The sequence below is a fragment of the Psychrobacter sp. ANT_WB68 genome (assembly GCF_008369115.1).
Lineage (GTDB): Bacteria > Pseudomonadota > Gammaproteobacteria > Pseudomonadales > Moraxellaceae > Psychrobacter.
In genome coordinates, this window is the sequence record NZ_VOAZ01000001.1 from 698,608 (window position 1) to 717,558 (window position 18,951).

Genomic DNA, 18,951 nt, shown 5'->3' on the forward strand with positions numbered 1-18,951 from the left:
GAGGATAGGTTAAAAAATTATATGAATAAGGTTTTAACGTGTATTGTCATAATAAAGACTAACGTACTTAACTGCCAGTATAAGACGTTATTTGGATAAAAAGAACGGTTTTAATGACAGCTACAATGACATGAGAGTTACATTTTAGCTTTAAGCTCAGGATAATCGTCTGCAAGCGCCGCATACCAGCTTTGATTGGCACTCTCATTGCTGCTCGATTCAAGTAATAACTCGGCCAAATCAGCAAAGGTTGCATGGGCTGTCTGTCCGCCGTCGGCTTTGGTATCTTCCTCAATGGCAAGGGCGACTTGTCCGCCGGTCATTGCCAGATAAACTTCAGCCAAAATCTCTGAGTCAAGTAAGGCCCCGTGGAAAGTACGGTCTTGTTTACCGACATCTAGACGGCGAACAAGGGCATCTAGGGTATTTTTCTGCCCTGGATATTGCTGCTTTGCCATAACCAGCGAGTCAGTTACCTGTACGCGCTCAGCAAAGTCATGCATGCCCACTTTGGCAAACTCCATATTTAAGAAGTTCATATCAAACGTCGCATTATGAGCGATGATTTCGGCACCGTCCATAAAGTCATAAAGCGCCTGAGCCACTTGATCGAAGGTTGGTTTGTCGGTTAAAAACGCTTCAGAAATACCATGAATGCGAATCACTTCTTCATCCATACCGCGCTGTGGATTGATATAGACGTGTAGCTTTTCACCAGTAAATTTACGCCCGACCATCTCTACGATACCAACTTCGATAATACGGTCGCCTTTTAGTGGATCAAGACCGGTGGTCTCGGTATCCATAATAAGCTGACGATCAGATTCATGACGATGGATAGGTTTGGGCAGCAGCGGTATAAAATACGGATTGGCGCGACTGGTATCACCATCGAATTTTGGTGTATCAGTTTCTATGCGAGCTTCCGTTTTAGCTTCTACTTCAGTATCCATATTGGTATCTATATCTGGCATATCGGTATTTCTCATGGGTTCGCTAGCATTATACTGATGTCGGTTTTGATATTGATGACGGTTTTCTTCGACGAAAATATTATTATTTATAACATTGTCATACTTACTATCGTCTTCTAATACGTTGTTTTCTGCTGTATGGCTTTCTAACTCTGCATCAAGCTCATCATCCATCATATCAAACCCTAATGGATCAAATTTTAGCCAATCATCGCTAGCGCTTTGGGTTTTATCGGTCACAATGGGCTCTTTTTTTTTAGCGATATCTTGCAAGTTGGTCGTAGCCACAATCTCACTTTTTGAGGTCACGCCTAAATTTGCCAGCTCGTCCGCTTTTTCATTGCCCGCGTGTCCCGCATGACCTTTGACCCAATGCCAGTCAACAGCGCGCTGTTGGCACAGCTCATCGAGTTGCTGCCAAAGATCTTGGTTGGCGACAGGTTTTTTACTCGCCGTTTTCCAGCCCCTTTTTTTCCAACCGTCAATCCATTCGGTAATGCCTTTTTTGACATAGCTTGAATCTGTCCAAATCTCGAGATTATGCTCGTGTGGAGTATGGGTCAGTGCTTGTATCGCGCCCATCAGCTCCATGCGATTATTGGTGGTTTCTTTATCACCACCATACAAATCCTGCGTGCATCCATCACTAAATATCAGGTGCGCGCCCCAGCCGCCAGCACCCGGATTACCTTTACAAGCACCGTCTGTATAAGCAACCGTCGTGTTGGGTTTTGCGGCCAACGGATTCATGGCGTTGTTGGTGTTAAATGACAGCGCTGAAGTAGGAGTATCTGACATAAAAGCGTATTTACCTAATAGATGATAAACATGGAGCAGGAAGGTTTCGGTAGTGCTATTTTATAGCGGCTAGCACGATATAATTTAGGTTTGAGTATAGCAAATCTATCCCAGCTATGGGCAGCTGCCATGCATAAAATCGTAAAAGCAAAGATGATAATAGTAACGTGATGGTTTTCTGTTAAAATAGCTTTAATGGTAGTGCGATGGCAGTGTTTGATAATGTTCAATAATAATGCGCTCAATATAAGCTTTTCATGTCCAAATGCAGGATAACCCTATGATGTCCGTACGCCCAAATGTGTTTTATAAAAGATTGACGGCCTTGATGGTCGCTATGACGGCGAGTAGTGCGCTGTTTTTGAGCGCTTGTAATAATAGTGATACACAAGCTGATACTAAAAAGGTTGAAACGGCAGCAGATTTATCCATATTTGAAGGCTGCTACACCGTCAGCCATGACGAGCCTGCCCAGATAAAAGTCAGCCAACAAGGCGGCGCGTGGGTGATGCAAATGAAAGAGCCAGCAAGTGCCAAACGTGTTTGGGATGATGCTGAGCCGTTAGAGATGATTGCAAATAATGACATACCAACGTTTTTCTCTATTGATCCTGATAATGTCGATGCCGTCATCGGTCGTCCGGATAGAGTGTTAGTACTTGCGCATGTGAAGCCTGTTTACGCTAATATCGATCCGCTACTTGATAGTGAGTACTTATCTTATATCTATAAAGGTGCAAACACTATTTACCGTGTCGAATGTGACGACGTCAATACGGATATTTTAGCCAATCCTCATGCCAATATTGTCATTGATAATGTCGGTACGGGCAGCTAAATGAAGAGTTTGATAGAGACTGAAAGGTCTAATAAAAGTGAATTGCAAACAGTTATTAAGTGACCATTATTCATTATAAAACCTCTTTATAAATAATCGTTTCTCATAAATAGTTAAGTCATTAGAGTCAGGCAATATGAATTTTTTTAGTTATGTGGTGTTGGGCGGGTTTTCTTATGCGGCGGGTTGGGCAATCAGAACCTATGTGCTCGATAAGCAGCCTAAACCTGAGCAGCCTTATAATCTTAAACATCCGGCCATTTTAGCGTATCTTGGCGGGTTTTTTATTATTATGCTGATTGTCTCATGGCTCATCGGCCGCTATTTGCTTGGTCATATTGCCGTTGATTTACCCTTTATTATTGTGAATAGCCTCGTCGCTACGTTTGTGTATTCGTTTGGTCTGAATCCAGAAAAAGCCAACTATGAGGTTCCAGATTAACCTGTATAGATAAATGGCTCGTGATTGATAAAAAAGCCACGACTGATAACTTACTTATCGGTCGTGGCTTTTTAGAATGCTCATTTGAGTAATATAACTTGCAAATAGTTAAGCATTTTTCTTTAAATTGGTTTCAGTTTTGACAGCTGATTGGCTTGTCTTCCACGTTTGATATTTTTGCAAATCCTTTTCAATGAGTTTTAAGCAAAAGGTGAGTACCAGCGCATCGTCTATATGACCGATAAAAGGGATGAAATCTGGAATGATATCAATCGGGTTCAAGGTATAAAGCAGTCCGACGACGCCTGCTGAAATGGTTTTGTAAGGAATGTCGCGATAATTGCCTTTGTAGTAATCTTTAAGCAAACTCATAAAAAGCATCAAATCTTTGGTGAAGCGCTCAAGATGGCTACTATCTTTTAGCTTTTCTTGCAGTTTTTCTTCCTCATTAATGAGATATTCTAAATCGGCATCCAATATTTCATCTTTTTTTTGCTTATCAGTCGCTTTGTCAGCCATTATTATTATCCTTATTTAAGCGCAATCGGTATTCTCATACTACAACAAAGTCGTGGCCTGTGCCAATATTGCGTATTATTGATGGGTTTAATTGAATTGTTTTTTTAGCGTATATAGTAGCGAGAAAGTAAATACGGGCAAAGGTTAGGCAACTCTTATAGCCAATAAAGCGTCTACAATATGCTGCTGTGGTGTTTAAGTAAATAGGTTGCAAAATTGTCAAGATAAAGAAAGATGGTTAAAAAGTAAATCAAAATAAAAAAGATAAGGTAGCAGCGAGATATGGTTTCTAAAAGTCAGTTGTTAAAAGATGATAAAAGTAAAAATGCTCATACAGCGAGTGAAGCCATCTCTGGACTTAATCGTCGCCAGTTTTTACGTCAAATCGGTATCAGTGCAGGGGCGGGGTTGTTGATGAGCCAAAGCATTAGTCAAGCATTAGCATCCAATACTATTGAGCTAGATAATACGTTATTAACCAAAGACGATTTGCCAACGGTTTTGATGGATAAGAGCCTGCCATCAAAACAAGCAGCACCCGAAACAATGCAGGTGCAAACGAGTTGTATCACACCAAGTATAGAGACACGGCTTTTTGCCAGCTCCAATGTCGGTGGTAGTGACGAGCGCAATCAATTGGCATTAGATCGTTTGGCTTGTGCAGGTTTTAAAGTCGACAATCCTGCGATTACCACTCGGCAGTATTTACGTTTTGCTGGTACGGATTCGCAGCGAGCCAGTGACTTGCAAAATATCGCTACGGGTGCGATCAAAGCGCCAAAGCTGCTGCTGGGCGTACGAGGTGGTTATGGCGCCATGCGTTTATTACCGATGGTTGATTGGTCAACGCTGGGGCGCATTATGAAGGAGCGGGGCACGATACTGGCAGGCTTTAGTGATGTGACTGCGATTCAGTGCGCGCTACTCGCAAAAGGAGGCATGAGCTCACTTTCCGCCCCGATGCTTTATAGTGAGTTTGGCAAAATCAAACCCGACCAAGTCAGTTGCCGACAGTTTGTGCAAGCATTAGCCAATCCTAATCTAGCTATCAGCATACGTGATGCGTCTTTAACCAGTCAGAATTTACCGAGTATTTTGACAAATGGCGAGCCTAAAACACTAACCGGCATTATCTGGGGTGGCAATCTGAGTGTGGTATCGGCGCTGGCAGGTAGTGAGTATTTACCACGTATTGACGGCGGTATTGTGTTCTTAGAAGATGTGGGCGAGCAAGCCTATCGTATTGAGCGCATGCTGTATGATTTGTATCTAGGAGGCGCGTTTAAAGGTCAGCAAGCAATCGTATTTGGTGCATTATCGAGTACAGGTGAGGACAGTTATGACAAGCGTTATGATGTCGCCACGGTGGTTCGTCAATTGCATAAGCTGACAGGATTGCCTATTTATAGCGGCATGAGCTTTGGTCATATTGGACAAAAACACAGCTTTCCACTGGGGGCAACGTGTCAAATTAGCCCCAATGCAATCGGCGGCTACCAATTAACATTTACGGATTATCCAACAATTAAAACTGATGCGATTCATGTCGAAGGGTTGTGGCAATAAAATTTAGGTCTATAAAGTTTTTTGCTGTGATAAATTTTCTTTGCTTGATGTGTAACTTCGCCACTTCAGAGTCTGCAGAGAACATATCACAGCAGCAACCTATTACTTTCAAAAGGCATCTGCTATAAAGTTAAATCGCTAAGCGCGAAAACTTATCTTGATACTCTTTCGGGGTCAGCTCAGTGGCACGCTTAAAAAGCCGAGTGAATGATGAGATATCATCGTAGCCAACTTGCTCCGCCAGCGATTTTATCGTGACATTCTCTGACTCTAATAAACGTTTTGCCTGTTCAATTCTGACCGCTTGAATATATTCGATCGGACGCATAGCGACAGACGACTGAAAGCGTCTGTTTAAAGTGCGCGGGGTGATATTAATCATCGCAGCCAAAGTGCTCACTTGAATAGGATTTTTAAAGTTTTCCTCGATAAACTCTTGCACTTGCTTGACCTGCGGGTCTGAATGCGGCTTATGTAAGGTCACATTGGTATAGCTGTTCTGATTGCCTCGTTTACTATCAATAATCTGAGTTTTTGCAACTTGAGTCGAAATCTCGCGCCCACAATAACGCTCTATCAATAATAATCCCAAGTCATAAAAGGCACTACCGCCCGCTGCACAAAATATATTGCCTGATTGGTCTTTTGACTGGGTTTTTGAGTGAGTGACAAATTGGTTCTCTTGCAAATCAACCAGTGGGAAGTCTGCCTTAAATTTACTCGCATAGCCCCAATGGGTCGTGGCTATCTTATTGTCCAATAATCCTGCCTTTGCCAAAAAGAAAGCACCGCTACAGTTGCTGGCAATATCCGCCTTGGTGTTAGCTAGCCGCTTTATATGAGCAATTAAATCGCTATTTTGGCTCAATACTTTATCGATTGAATCGCCAATCGTTGGGATTAATAATAAATCGCACTCTGTCACTTCCTTAATATCGCAATGCGCTTGCATGATTAAGCGGTTGCTGCATCTGATGTCAACACCACCTAGGCTGGCGATTTGTACATTAAACCTCGGCTCTACTGCCTCATTTAAAAATCGTTGCCAACTGACGCCAGTAAATGAAAATAGGTCCAACGCCCCTGCCAGTACGCTACCGAGCACCCCATCGAAACCTACGATGATGACTTTAAAGGGTTTAAAGTAGGGCATAGTTGTGTAATTTCCTTTAGAAACGTTTTAAAAATATTATTTTCTAACTACGTTTTTCTAATTAAATGCAATTACGCTTGTCTTATTTGACCATAATTATGTCATAAATGACAATACGGCAATAGGCTAAATTAGATTAATATCAATGCATCACTAAATTTCATAAGCTAATGAGAATACTATGGCAGCAGATACGCTTATCAATGATTTTGAATTACCGTTCCAATTATATGATGTATTGGACGCTGAACATTTAACCGAGCATCCGAAGTTTGCAGAACACAGCCGCGAAACCTTCGATGCAGTATTAGATACCGCTAATAAAATCGCGACCCAGTTATTCTTACCGCATAACCATGTCGCGGATAAAAACGAACCACAGTTTGACGGTAAAAAAGTGACCATGATAGACGATGTGAAAGTCGCCTTTGATGCGTTTCGTGAATCAGGCTTTATCGCAGGTCGTTATAGTTTTGAAGATGGCGGGATGCAATTGCCCGAAACAGTGATGACAGCGGTGGCAGGCTATTTTATGGCGGCCAATCCATCGACTACTGCTTATCCTTTTTTGACCACTGCGGCGATTAATGTCATCTCACATTTTGCCAGTGACGACATTAAAAATGCCTTTATGCCGCGTATGTTAACCGGTGAATTTACCGGAACGATGGCGTTAACAGAGCCGCATGCTGGTTCATCACTTGCTGACATCAAAACCATCGCAGTGAAACAAGAAGACGGGTCATACCGTGTGAAAGGCAGTAAGATTTATATCTCAGCGGGCGATCACGAACTGTCTGACAATATCGTCCATTTGGTACTAGCTAAAGTGCCCGGCGGTCCTGGTGGCGTCAAAGGTATCTCGCTATTTGCCGTACCGAAATATCGCTTAAACGATGATTTATCGGTAGGTGAGCGCAATGATGTGCATTTGACTGGGCTCATTCATAAGCTTGGCTATAGAGGCGCGACTTCTACAGCATTAAGCTTTGGTGATGCAGGTGAATGTCACGGCTATCTTATCGGCGAAGAGCATTTTGGTTTGCGCTACATGTTTAAAATGATGAACGAAGCGCGCATTGCCGTTGGCTTTGGCGCAGCGATGATCGGTTATCGAGGTTATCAGTATTCGTTAGATTATGCCAAAGACAGAATGCAAGGCAGAATCGCGCCTAATAATAAGCCTGAAGATGCGGCAACGGCAATTATTAATCATGGTGATGTGAAGCGTATGCTACTGGCGCAAAAAGCCTATACCGAAGGTGGTATTTCGCTGTGCTTATATGGCTCAAACCTTATTGACCGTATTAATACTTGTGAAGAGGCTACATTGAAAAATGAGCTTTCAGAATTGCTGGATTTATTAACCCCAGTGTTAAAAGCATGGCCGTCTGAATTTGGGCCTAAAGCCAATGATTTGGGTATTCAAGTATTGGGCGGCGCAGGCTATACACGTGAATATCAGGCCGAGCAATTTTGGCGTGACAATCGGCTGAATCCTATCCATGAAGGCACAAATGGCGTGCAAGCGTTAGATTTGTCATTTCGTAAGTTATGGCAAAACAAGGGTCTTGGTATTCAAATTCTGAAACGTGAAATCACGCGAGATTTAGAAAGCATTAGTACGCCCGAGACTGCCAAACTTGCTGGTAAATTGATGCCTTATATGGGTCATCTGCATGAAGTGTTGGTTCATTTAAGCAAAATCTTGCAAACGGAAAAAGCACTAACGCTGACTGGCAACGCGCAAGCATTGATGAATATCTTTGCCTCCATCGTGGTGAGTTGGATTTGGATTCGCCAAGCCAGTAAAGCGGAGCAATTATTAAGCGCAACACAGGATATTGAAAAGCAAAACTTCTATCACGGTAAAATACAAGCAGCAAAATACTTTATTGATTGGGAATTGCCATTAATAAATCGCGATATTGCTTTGTTAAATAACGACAATGCCGTATGTACCGATATGCAAGCAGAGTGGTTCTAAGCGATTCTGGACCATATTCGATATTAATAACGGATAAAATTTTAAAGGAATAAATAATGACAACAATCAATAAGCAGTGGCGCTTAAAAGCAAGACCAGTTGGCGAACCAAGCGCCGATACGTGGGAGTATACCGAGACGGAACTGCCGACTATTACAGACGGTGAACTGTTGATAAAAATTGAGTATATCTCAATGGATCCTGCAATGCGTGGTTGGCTAAACGATGCTAAATCTTATATACCGCCAGTACAGATTGGCGAGGTGATGCGTGCAGGAACGGTGGGCAAAGTCATCGAAAGTAAGCATGAAAAGTTTGCCATCGGCGATTATGTCGTAGGTCATAACGGCGTGCAGTCCTATGCAGTCAGTGATGGTACTGGATTACATAAAGTCGATCCAAGCCTTGCGCCATTGCCTTATTACTTGGGTGTGCTTGGCATGCCGGGTATGACGGGCTACTTTGGCTTATTAAAAACGGGGCAGCCAAAAACAGGTGAAACCGTCGTCGTCTCTGGCGCTGCCGGTGCGGTCGGTGGCTTAGTTGGTCAGATTGCTAAATCCAAAGGCTGCCGTGTTGTCGGTATCGCCGGCGGTGCTGAAAAATGTAAATTCTTAGTAGATGAGTTGGGTTTTGATGCGGCAATCGACTATAAGAATGAGAATGTAAAAAAAGCGTTAAAGGAAACTTGTCCAAAAGGCGTCGATGTCTATTTTGACAACGTCGGCGGCGATATTTTAAATGATGTGCTGACACAAATTAATCTGCACGCGCGTATTGTGATTTGCGGTGCGATTAGCCAATATAACAACACCACAGAAGTCAAAGGTCCATCAAACTATCTGTCACTGTTGGTTAATCGTGCGCGTATGGAAGGCATTGTCGTCTTTGATAATATTAAAGAATACCCGACAGCGATGAAAGACATTGCTGGCTGGATTCAATCGGGCGACATTAAAGTAAAAGACCATATCGTTGAAGGTATCGAGACGTTCCCTGATACCTTGATGATGCTGTTTAAAGGTGAAAACTTCGGCAAACTGGTACTTAAGGTAGAGGGATAAATCATGACATTGAATACAAATGGAATTGCATCAGACGTCTCTGGTAAACGCATTTTAATCACCGGCGGCGCGTCTGGTATAGGTGCTGCCAGTGCGCTATTGTTAGCCAGTCGCGGTGCGAAAGTGGTGATTGGCGATTTAGCCGAAGAGATGGGTGCAGCCGTTGCTAAGCAAGCCCAAGACGCTGGCAATAGTATCGTCTTTAAAAAGGTGGATGTCACCAGTGGCGATGAAGTACGAGCGTTGTTTGACTTTGCAATGGACACATTGGGTGGTCTTGATGTCGTTATAAATAATGCGGGTATCGACCATCAACCTGCGCCGATGCATGAGCTTAGCGATGAGGATTTTGATCGCAATATCGCCGTTAATTTAAAAGGTGTTTGGCATTGTATGCGTGCGGCTGTTGCATGTATGGCACCTAATGGCGGTGGACATGTGATCAATGTTGCCTCGATTGCTGGTTTGCGTTCTGCGGCATTACTGTCAGCTTACAGCGCTGCTAAACATGGCGTGATGGGGCTGACTAAATCTGCTGCTCATGAATATGCTCGAGTCAATATCCGCTTTAATGCCGTTTGCCCAAGCTTTATCGATACACCAATGGTGCGTAATACCATGGCAAAAATGGACGAGCGCGCCCAGCAAGCGACTATCAAAGCCAGTCCAATGCGCCGTTTGGGTGAAGTTGATGAAGTATCGGGAGCCATTGCTTGGCTGGCGAGCGATGAAAGCAGCTTTATGAATGGTCATGCGTTTACTCTTGATGGCGGTATGTTGGCTTAATAGTTTTATGACAATCCCAAAAATATGATTAGCGGTGTCAAACTCGCTTAGCCTACGAATTGTAGTACTGGCACTCGTTTTCCTTGCTACTCAAATTTTTGGAAATGTCGATAATCTCTTAAAAAATTTAATAAATTTTGTAGAGCTGATAGTGACCTTGCTCAGCTCTGCTACACATTTAAAATGTATAAATAATATATTCAAAATAAAAGGAACACCTATGAAAGATTTATTTGATTTAACCGGTAAAATTGCTTTGGTGACGGGTGCTAGCCGCGGTATTGGCGAATCTATCGCCCGTCTATTGGCTTCAAGAGGCGCGCATGTCATCGTCTCTAGCCGTAAGATTGATGCTTGCCAAGCAGTGGCGGATAGCATCGTCGCTGACGGTCATAGAGCCAGTGCATTTGCTTGTCATGTGGGCGTTATGGCGCAGATTGAGGCGATTTTTGAGCATATAAAAAGTGAGTTTGGTCAAATCGATATCTTAGTCAATAACGCCGCAGCAAATCCTTATTACGGTCATATTTTAGATACTGACTTAGCTGCTTTTGATAAAACCGTTGAAGTCAATATTCGCGGTTATTTCTTTATGTCGACGGCTGCGGGTAAGATGATGCGCGAGCAGGGCGGCGGGGTGATTTTAAATACCGCATCGGTCAATGGCTTGGTCGCGGGTGATAAGCAAGGTATCTATTCAATCACTAAAGCGGCTGTCATCAGCATGACCAAAGCTTTTGCCAAAGAGTGCGGTCCATTAAACATTCGCGTCAATGCCTTGTTGCCTGGTCTGACGGATACTAAATTTGCCTCAGCATTGACTACCAATGATAAAGTCTTAAAAATGGCACTACATGCAATTCCGTTAGGGCGTGTTGCCCATCCTGATGAAATGGCTGGCACAGTGTTGTATCTAGTGTCTGATGCCTCAAGTTATACCACGGGTGCAACAGTGGTTGTAGATGGCGGTATGCTTGCCTAGTTATCAATGAGTAGTTTGAAAAATAAAGACAGCACTTAACATAGAAAAACCGCATGATATTAAAATCGTGCGGTTTTTCTTATTACATATTTCCATTTTTTAGTTAGTGTACTGTCTTTTATATCAATACTAAGTGAATAAAAAAGGCGCAGTGCGACTCTCTGTTGATTTCGCCACCTCTTTAGGCGTACCTTCTGCGACAATAAGACCACCTTCATCGCCAGCACCCGGGCCCATATCGATAATCCAATCGCTGTTGCTAGCAACTTGCATATCGTGCTCAACCATAATCACCGTATTACCGGTTGCGACCAGCCCATTTAATTGTGCCATCAGCATCGCGACATCAGAAGGATGTAAACCAGTGGTCGGTTCATCGAGCACATACAGCGTATCGCCGCGCTGGGTACGCTGCAGTTCGGTAGCAAGTTTGATGCGCTGTGCTTCGCCACCAGACAGTTCGGTCGCTGGTTGCCCAAGTCTTAGATAGCCAAGCCCAACTTTTAATAGCGCGTCTAATGCGCGCATTATCGGGGCGTCATCAACGAAAAATTCAGAAGCGGCTTCAACCGTTAAATCGAGCACTTCAGCGATGTTTTTACCTTGATAATTAATTTTTAAGGTTTCATCGTTGTAGCGCTGACCATGGCAAACTTGGCAAGGCGAGTAAACACTCGGCAGAAATAGCAGCTCAACACTGACAAAACCGACGCCTTCGCAATTTGGGCAACGTCCTTTTTTAACGTTAAATGAAAAACGTCCAGCATCATAGTGCCTCGCTTTTGCTTCTTTGGTAGCAGCAAATAATTTGCGCACATGGTCGAACAGTCCAGTATAAGTCGCCAAATTCGAGCGCGGCGTGCGCCCGATGGCTTTTTGGTCGACGGTGACTAAGCGTTTTATATGCTCCATACCACTGACTATCTCACCGCCTATTGGCGTTTGTTGTTCTTGCTCAAGTAAAGCCGCTTCATCAGTGGGCGTTTCAATCACGGTTTTTTGCCCTAGCGTATTGTAGACCAGTTCAACCAACGCTTGACTGACCAAACTTGATTTCCCCGAACCTGACACACCCGTTACCGTTGTTAATACTCCTAAAGGGAATGCGATATCTAACCCTTGTAAATTATTGTGCTCGATATTAGCAAGCTTTAGCCAATGATTAGGTTGTCTTGGCTGCTGGCTTGTTAATTGCTGGCTTTTCGATTGATGGTCTGTGGAATCATGATTGAAAAGATATTGTCCAGTATAGGAATCAGATATCTCTCGCAAGCCTTCGATAGGGCCGCTATACATGATTTCACCGCCATGACTGCCTGCTTTTGGTCCGACATCGACTATCCAATCGGCATGGCGAATGACGCTGACATCATGCTCAACAATAAATAATGAATTACCCGCGGCTACTAGTTCATCTAGAGCGCCTAATAGCGCCTGAGTATCGGCAGGGTGCAGGCCAGCGGACGGTTCATCGAGTACGTAAACCACGCCAAATAGTTTAGAGCGAATTTGGGTGCCAAGTCTTAGGCGCTGTAACTCGCCGGGCGATAAGGTAGGCGTAGTGCGTTCAAGGGATAAGTAACCTAGCCCAAGTCTGGTTAAGGCTTGCACACGCGATAAAATATCACTGGAAATACGCTTGGCAACGATGGCTTTTTCACGGTCGGGCATATCATTGCTGAGTTTTTTATTAGCAGCGTCTTGAATTTTTAGCGCCAGTTCAGTTAAGGTTAATTGTGACAGTTCACCAATATCAAGCCCCGCAAATTTAACCAATAGCGATTCTTTTTTGAGTTTTTTACCATAGCAGCTCGGGCATTCTGAAATTTGCATAAACTGCGCCACGCGTTTTTTGGTACGCGGACTTTGGGTCGTGGCAAAAGAATGTAAGACGAAATTTTTTGCACTGGTAAAGGTGCCTTTATAATTGGGCTTTTCACCTTTTTTAATCGCCTCGCGTACTTGCTCGAGATTGTATTCTGGGTACACCGGCACTTCTGGGGTTTCATTGGTAAATAAAATCCAATCGCGGGTTTCCTTGGGTAACGTGTTCCAAGGTTTATCGATATCGTAGCCAAGTGTCGTCAATATCCGACTTAGGTTTTGCCCTTGCCATGCCGGTGGCCATGCAGCAATGGCGCGTTCTCGAATGGTTTTAGTCTTGTCGGGCACGAGCAAATCTTCTGTGACCTCAAACACGCGACCAATACCTGAGCAAGTAGGGCAAGCACCTTCTGGCGTATTTGGCGAAAAGGCATCGGCATACAGCATGTCTTGCCCAACAGGATATTCGCCCGCTCGCGAGTACAGCATACGCAGACCATTTGAGATGGTGGTCACGCTACCAACCGATGAGCGTACCGATGGCGTACCGCGTTGTTGTTGTAGGGCGACGGCTGGTGGCAAGCCTTCTATCGAATCGACATCAGGCTCGCCAACTTGGTCTATCAAGCGCCGCGCATAAGGCGATACTGAGTCAAGATAGCGATGCTGTGACTCTGCAAAGAGAGTACCAAATGCCAGCGAAGATTTGCCCGAGCCTGATATACCCGTAAAAACAACCAACGCATTGCGCGGTAAATCAACATCGACATTTTTGAGATTATGCACCCGCGCGCCTCTGACCTGAATGCTGTTATCAGCTGAGACTTGGTTGGTGGTAAAAGAAGATTTAGTTTTATTATTATTGTTGCTCATAAAGGACTTATTCCTATCAGCTCGTAGTTTTAGTTTTAAAAGTATGGGCTAAGAATTTGTTTATTAAAAAGTTTGCTTGTTAAATAGACAGCTAATCAAAAAATGTCTTAGTAATTTAAAATCATCCTAGCATGGCAAAAAAGAATTTTTGGACGGGCTTACGCTTTACAGACAGAGGATAGACATAGTGACGTCAAACGATAACATTTATGAGGTTTACCTTATAAATTGCAGATTATAGATGTTAAGAAATATGGATTTTTGAGAACCGTTAAGCAGGCAAGTAGCGAGTTAATTTAGAATGCTTTATCATTAACCTTATCTATCCATGATTTATAAAAGTATTTTATGATTTTTATCAGCAGTAATATCAGTCTTAATGACAGTGAAGTTGAAATTAGCGCCATACGCGCACAAGGGGCAGGTGGGCAAAACGTTAATAAAGTGTCCTCTGCGATTCATTTGCGCTTTGATATTCATGCTTCGAGCTTAAGCGATGTCATTAAACAGCGTTTATTAGACAGTAAAGACAGCCGAATCACCAAAGAAGGCGTGTTTGTGCTTAAAGCTCAGCAATTTCGTACGCAAGAGCGCAATAAAATAGATGCCTTTGAGCGGTTGCAAAGCTTTATCACCAAGGCTACCTATGTCAATAAAACCCGCCAACCTACCAAGCCTAGCAGAAATGCCAAGCGTAAACGCGTTGATGCAAAGACTCAGCGCGGTAAAACCAAAGTGTTACGCGGTAAAGTAGATTTTTAAATAAGCAGCTTATTCAGTATTGTTTAATAAACCAAACAGCAAAATGCCAGCCCCTTTAAGTGGCTGGCATTTTTCATATACTTATTTACTATCAGATTTTTAGCTAGCCAAGTCTTCTGCTTAATTCAGGAAATCGCTTTATCATAAACAACATCAATAGCAGCGACACACTAGCGATAGCGGCGCCAACATAGCCCACGCTTGATATGGAAATATGCGTCACTGCATAACCACCGAATAGCGCACCTGCACCAATCCCTAAGTTAATAATCCCTGAGAACATCGACATCAGCATGTCTTGTGCTGTGACATCTACCATGATGACCTTTGCTTGCATGGAGATAATCAGCAGCATAAGCGCCGCGCCCCAAAGTAACGCAATCAAGCTGAGTGCCCAGATGGAGGTCACGGCAAACAATAGCACCAGCATAGAGATTAGCATTAATATTATCGATATCAGCATCAATCTGGTATTAAAACGATCACCCCAGCGGCTGAATACCACACTGCCCGCAATCCCTGCCACCCCAAACAAGAGTAGCACAACAGTCGCAGCATTTTCACTGATAGCACCAACCTGCCGCATGAAAGGTTCGATATAAGAATAAGCGGTGTAGTGGGCGGTAAAGACCAGTAAAATAAGTAAATACAGACAGACCAATAACGGGTTTTTGAGCAGTTCTGGGATTTTTCTAAACGAGCCTTCAAACATACTCGGCAGTATTGGCAACAACCTTGCTTGTAGAATAAACACGATAAAAGCAATCACGCCAATACCGCCAAAGGTTGCCCGCCAGCCAAACCATTGGCCGACTAAGCGCCCTAATGGCACGCCTAGCACCATCGCCAATGAAGTACCGGTCGCGAGCACGCTAAGTGCTAGCGCCTTTTTACCTTTTGGTGCCACGCGGATAGCAATTGCGGCGGTGATGGACCAAAATATCGCGTGTGATAGCGCAATGCCCACTCGGCTGATAAGCAATACATCAAAGCTCCATGCGAATACTGACAAGGCGTGGCTGGCAATAAAAACCACAAACAAGCCTAAGAGTAAGCTTTTACGCTCAAAACGGCTGGTGAGCAGCATCAATGGTAACGACATGGCCGCGACAATCCACGCATACAGCGTCAACATCCAGCCAGTCTCAGCCGTGGTAATGGAAAAATCTTGGGCGATGTCACTTAATAGAGCAACGGGGACAAATTCGGTGGTATTCATAATAAAGGCGCTGACGCCCATCAAAAATACTTGAAAATACTGAGTTCGGCGAGCGTCTGAGCTCACCTCAAGGTTATGTTTCATATGATCCAATACAAATAAAGAAGGCGCTAACAGATAACGTTAGCTGAAAAATAATTCATGAGTTTAAGAATAACGGCGGCATAGGTCGTAATGATGAAAAAGAGGAGGGCAAGATAGCAAATCAGTTGCGGTATGTCAGAGCCTATCATCAGACCCTACTATTTTATCAGGAATTGATGGTGTTTTTTGTACGAGAGTCTTTAAAATTGGCGACTGAATAATTAAGTGGACTTTCAAATTCATGATTAAGTAAAACCGATAATGGTAGCAGTGTCAGTTACATAGTGCTTATGGTGAGGTATCGCTATTTAAGCTTGAATATAGGTATGATGACGCCATAGGCTAGAAATGCCTGATAACGTGATTTTAAATAGTTATTAATATTTTACTAAGATGGGATAAAAGAAAAACAATCTATGAAAACCGACACCAATAAACCATTAGCCTTTAGAAGATACCCTTCAACGACGGCGCTGCAATGTTTTGAGACCGCTGCCCGTCATTTGAGTTTTACCAATGCCGCGCAAGAGATGCACATGACCCAAAGCGCCATTAGTAAGCAAGTGGCGCAGTTAGAGGAGATGTTAAACCTGTCTTTATTTTATCGGACACCGCACCGGATTTCGTTGACCCCTGCTGGCAAGGCATATTATCTTGAAGTTTTAGAGATTTTAAAACATATCGAGGTGGCGACCACCAATTTGATGTCACATAGCAGTAATACTGAGCTGCTAAAAATCGTCTCGCATCCGACATTTTGTGCTCGTTGGTTGATTCCAGCACTCAGTGGCTTTAGTCAAGAATACCCGCTTATCAACCTAGATATCAAAGAATTAGTAGGTCCATTTTTTTCTGAAGACCAAAATGTCGATATTGCTTTTTTATATGGTGATGGAATGTGGAGCAATATGGAGGCCATAAAATTATTCGATGAATATTGCGTTGCTGTTTGTCAGCCGCAGTATTTGCAAGATAAGACGCTGAGTACTGATTGTTTGGATGACTATGTGTTATTGCAAATAAGTTCGCGTTTAAGTGCGTGGTATGAGTACTTTAAGCAACAAGATATTAGCGTCGATGGCACCTTTGTAGGTCCACGCTTTGAGACTTTTCATGCCTGCATTTCTGCCGCCTTACTTGGCTATGGCATTGCCTTGGTGCCGTTACGTTTGGTTGAGCCTGAGCTACAATCAGGCGCTTTAGTCATGGCGTGGGATTATGCGGCAAAGGGTCGCGGCAGCTATTATGTGACTTATCCTATCTCTTCAGGACAATCACATAAGGTCAAAGCAGTTTTAGAATGGATTACAGCTTATTTAGCAATCTCAGATGAGCGTGAAAAGGCGTTAGGTCTGGTTTTATAATGTCACTTACGTTTATTTATGATCTAAAGTATTTATCTATAGCACTGGTCTTGTGAATTCCATCCTGTAATATTGTTTGCTGTAAACATTTAATAAGCTAAACAAAAAAACTGCATTAATACGCAGTTTTTTTGTTTTTAAAGGATTTGTTTAGGAAGTTAATTTACTGGTAATGACAAAAAGGAATGCCACCACAACTATTATTCGTTTGCTGCTGGAATAATGTTTTGTTGAAATGAGTCTAACTCAAGGAAGAGATAGAGATTCATCATGGACAAGCTTTATAACGTGACCGATGCCTTTACGATGGTGCATCCGCTCACGCTCATCAAAGGCAAAAATGCCAGAGTTTGGGACGACAACGACCGCAGCTATATCGATTTTGTCGGCGGTATCGGTGTTTTAAACTTTGGTCATTGTCACCCTCACATCGTTGACGCCATCATTCATCAAGCCCAGTCGCTCATTCACTATGCCTACAATGCGGCAGCACATCAGCCGTACCAAACCTTTATGCCTCGATTGTGTGAGCTGGTGCCTATCAACGGCGAACTGGCAGGCATGCTGACTAACTGCGGTGCAGAAGCCACCGAAAATGCCATAAAAATCGCTCGTCTAAAGACAGGGCGCACAGGTGTCATTGCCTTTGATGGTGGCTTTCATGGGCGCACGCTGGCTGCCGTCAATCTCAATGGTAAGGTCGCGCCTTATAAGCGCGGGATCGGGCCTTTGGCAGGTGGCGTTTATCACATACCTTTCCCCAGTCCTGATAACAATATCAGCGACGAGCAAGCGATTGATGCGCTACAGCGTTTATTTATGGTAGAAACCGATATCGATAATATCGGTGCCATTATCGTCGAACCTGTACAAGGGGAGGGCGGTTTTCAATTGTTGTCGCCTACCTTTGCGCAATATCTACGTAAGTTTTGCGATAAGCATGGCATGTTACTTATCATGGACGAAATCCAATCTGGCTATGGACGTACTGGCACGCCATTTGCTTTTACCCATTTAGGGATTGAGCCTGATCTTATTTTACTTGGCAAAAGCATCGCAGGTGGCTTGCCTTTAGGTGCGGTCATCGGAAAGGCTAGTGTGGTCAATGGTCTACCCAAAGGCAGCTTAGGCGGCACTTATTCGGGCAATCCAGTCGCCTGCGCCGCTGCCAATGCCACGCTCGATATCATGGAAGCTGATGACGTTTGGCAGTCAGCCAAACATTATGCAGAGACAATTCAGACGACCATCAGCCAATGGCAACAAGAAGGTATCTCGCCTTGGTTGTTTGGTCTTACGGGTATCGGTGCGATGCGCGGTATCGAGCTGCGTCATCCTGAGCATGATGTGCATCCGAGTGTGATGGCGCAAGTATTAGTGCAAGCACGCGAACGTGGTCTACTGCTGATGCCAAGTGGGCAATATCGCCATATCATCCGCTTATTGCCACCTCTCACTATAGAGCCTGACACCCTAAAAGAAGGGTTGGATATTCTAAAAGAGGTGCTCATCGGGCTTCCTGATGGGTTACCTGTCGCTTAATGCTTAGGCATGTTTAGGAATATTTAAGAGTACTTAGGACAGATAGCGCATCGTTATAACCAAATGCTCGAAATAAAATACTTATTATTAAGCTAAAAATTTATTAACTCTATTACAAGGATGTTTATTTGTGAAAAATAATAGCGTCAGTCTAGATGAGGATTTTATCTGCAG

15 protein-coding genes are annotated in these 18,951 nt (G+C 43.5%); 10 read left to right on the forward strand and 5 right to left on the reverse strand.

All coding sequences use genetic code 11. The features are described from left to right. Positions 1-137: 137 nt before the first annotated feature. On the reverse strand, positions 138-1,772 hold the full coding sequence (gene dnaQ / locus FQ084_RS02965) for a DNA polymerase III subunit epsilon (protein ID WP_149489132.1): 1,635 nt from the start codon (positions 1,770-1,772) through the stop codon (positions 138-140). A 283-nt stretch (positions 1,773-2,055) separates the two neighbouring features. Between dnaQ and FQ084_RS02970 the strand changes: the two genes are divergently transcribed. Both FQ084_RS02970 and FQ084_RS02975 read left to right on the forward strand, forming a co-directional pair. Continuing rightward, entirely contained in the window at positions 2,056-2,610 is a 555-nt protein-coding gene (locus tag FQ084_RS02970; RefSeq protein ID WP_149489582.1) for a hypothetical protein, read from the forward strand. 136 nt (positions 2,611-2,746) lie between these two features. After that, on the forward strand, positions 2,747-3,052 hold the full coding sequence (locus FQ084_RS02975) for a hypothetical protein (protein ID WP_149489133.1): 306 nt from the start codon (positions 2,747-2,749) through the stop codon (positions 3,050-3,052). Between the two features lie 108 nt (positions 3,053-3,160). On the opposite strand, the gene FQ084_RS02980 is transcribed toward FQ084_RS02975, so the two are convergent. Then, positions 3,161-3,571 (reverse strand): YkvA family protein, encoded by a 411-nt coding sequence (locus FQ084_RS02980; protein WP_149489134.1) that lies wholly within the window; start codon positions 3,569-3,571, stop codon positions 3,161-3,163. A 282-nt stretch (positions 3,572-3,853) separates the two neighbouring features. Between FQ084_RS02980 and FQ084_RS02985 the strand changes: the two genes are divergently transcribed. After that, on the forward strand, positions 3,854-5,137 hold the full coding sequence (locus FQ084_RS02985; protein WP_149489135.1) for an LD-carboxypeptidase: 1,284 nt from the start codon (positions 3,854-3,856) through the stop codon (positions 5,135-5,137). 130 nt (positions 5,138-5,267) lie between these two features. Here FQ084_RS02985 and FQ084_RS02990 read toward each other — a convergent pair whose 3' ends face one another. Next, a complete protein-coding gene (locus FQ084_RS02990; RefSeq protein WP_149489136.1) occupies positions 5,268-6,290 on the reverse strand; it encodes a GlxA family transcriptional regulator in 1,023 nt (340 codons plus the stop codon). A gap of 181 nt (positions 6,291-6,471) precedes the next feature. Between FQ084_RS02990 and FQ084_RS02995 the strand changes: the two genes are divergently transcribed. From FQ084_RS02995 to FQ084_RS03010, 4 genes are all read left to right on the forward strand, one after another. Further along, entirely contained in the window at positions 6,472-8,277 is a 1,806-nt protein-coding gene (locus tag FQ084_RS02995; protein ID WP_149489137.1) for an acyl-CoA dehydrogenase, read from the forward strand. Positions 8,278-8,333: 56 nt separating this feature from the next. After that, a complete protein-coding gene (locus tag FQ084_RS03000) occupies positions 8,334-9,341 on the forward strand; it encodes an NADP-dependent oxidoreductase (RefSeq protein ID WP_149489138.1) in 1,008 nt (335 codons plus the stop codon). Between the two features lie 3 nt (positions 9,342-9,344). After that, the gene (locus FQ084_RS03005; protein ID WP_149489139.1) at positions 9,345-10,127 is read left to right on the forward strand and encodes an SDR family NAD(P)-dependent oxidoreductase; all 783 of its coding nucleotides are present in this window, start codon (positions 9,345-9,347) and stop codon (positions 10,125-10,127) included. 220 nt (positions 10,128-10,347) lie between these two features. Next, positions 10,348-11,109, forward strand: a complete 762-nt coding sequence (locus tag FQ084_RS03010) for an SDR family oxidoreductase (protein ID WP_149489140.1) — start codon at positions 10,348-10,350, stop codon at positions 11,107-11,109. Positions 11,110-11,238: 129 nt separating this feature from the next. Here the strand turns inward: FQ084_RS03010 and uvrA are convergent, their stop codons facing one another. Beyond that, positions 11,239-13,806, reverse strand: coding sequence for an excinuclease ABC subunit UvrA (gene uvrA, locus FQ084_RS03015; RefSeq protein ID WP_149489141.1), 2,568 nt, complete (start codon positions 13,804-13,806; stop codon positions 11,239-11,241). A gap of 348 nt (positions 13,807-14,154) precedes the next feature. Here uvrA and arfB point away from each other — a divergent pair, with 348 nt between their 5' ends. After that, the gene (arfB, locus tag FQ084_RS03020; RefSeq protein WP_149489142.1) at positions 14,155-14,568 is read left to right on the forward strand and encodes an alternative ribosome rescue aminoacyl-tRNA hydrolase ArfB; all 414 of its coding nucleotides are present in this window, start codon (positions 14,155-14,157) and stop codon (positions 14,566-14,568) included. Between the two features lie 103 nt (positions 14,569-14,671). Here the strand turns inward: arfB and FQ084_RS03025 are convergent, their stop codons facing one another. Continuing rightward, a complete protein-coding gene (locus FQ084_RS03025; protein WP_149489143.1) occupies positions 14,672-15,871 on the reverse strand; it encodes a sugar transporter in 1,200 nt (399 codons plus the stop codon). Between the two features lie 416 nt (positions 15,872-16,287). Here FQ084_RS03025 and FQ084_RS03030 point away from each other — a divergent pair, with 416 nt between their 5' ends. Together FQ084_RS03030 and FQ084_RS03035 are read left to right on the forward strand one after the other, a co-directional pair. After that, entirely contained in the window at positions 16,288-17,235 is a 948-nt protein-coding gene (locus FQ084_RS03030) for a LysR substrate-binding domain-containing protein (protein WP_149489144.1), read from the forward strand. A 270-nt stretch (positions 17,236-17,505) separates the two neighbouring features. Then, complete coding sequence (locus FQ084_RS03035; RefSeq protein WP_149489145.1) at positions 17,506-18,777, forward strand: aspartate aminotransferase family protein; 1,272 nt, start codon at positions 17,506-17,508, stop codon at positions 18,775-18,777. Positions 18,778-18,951: the final 174 nt, after the last annotated feature.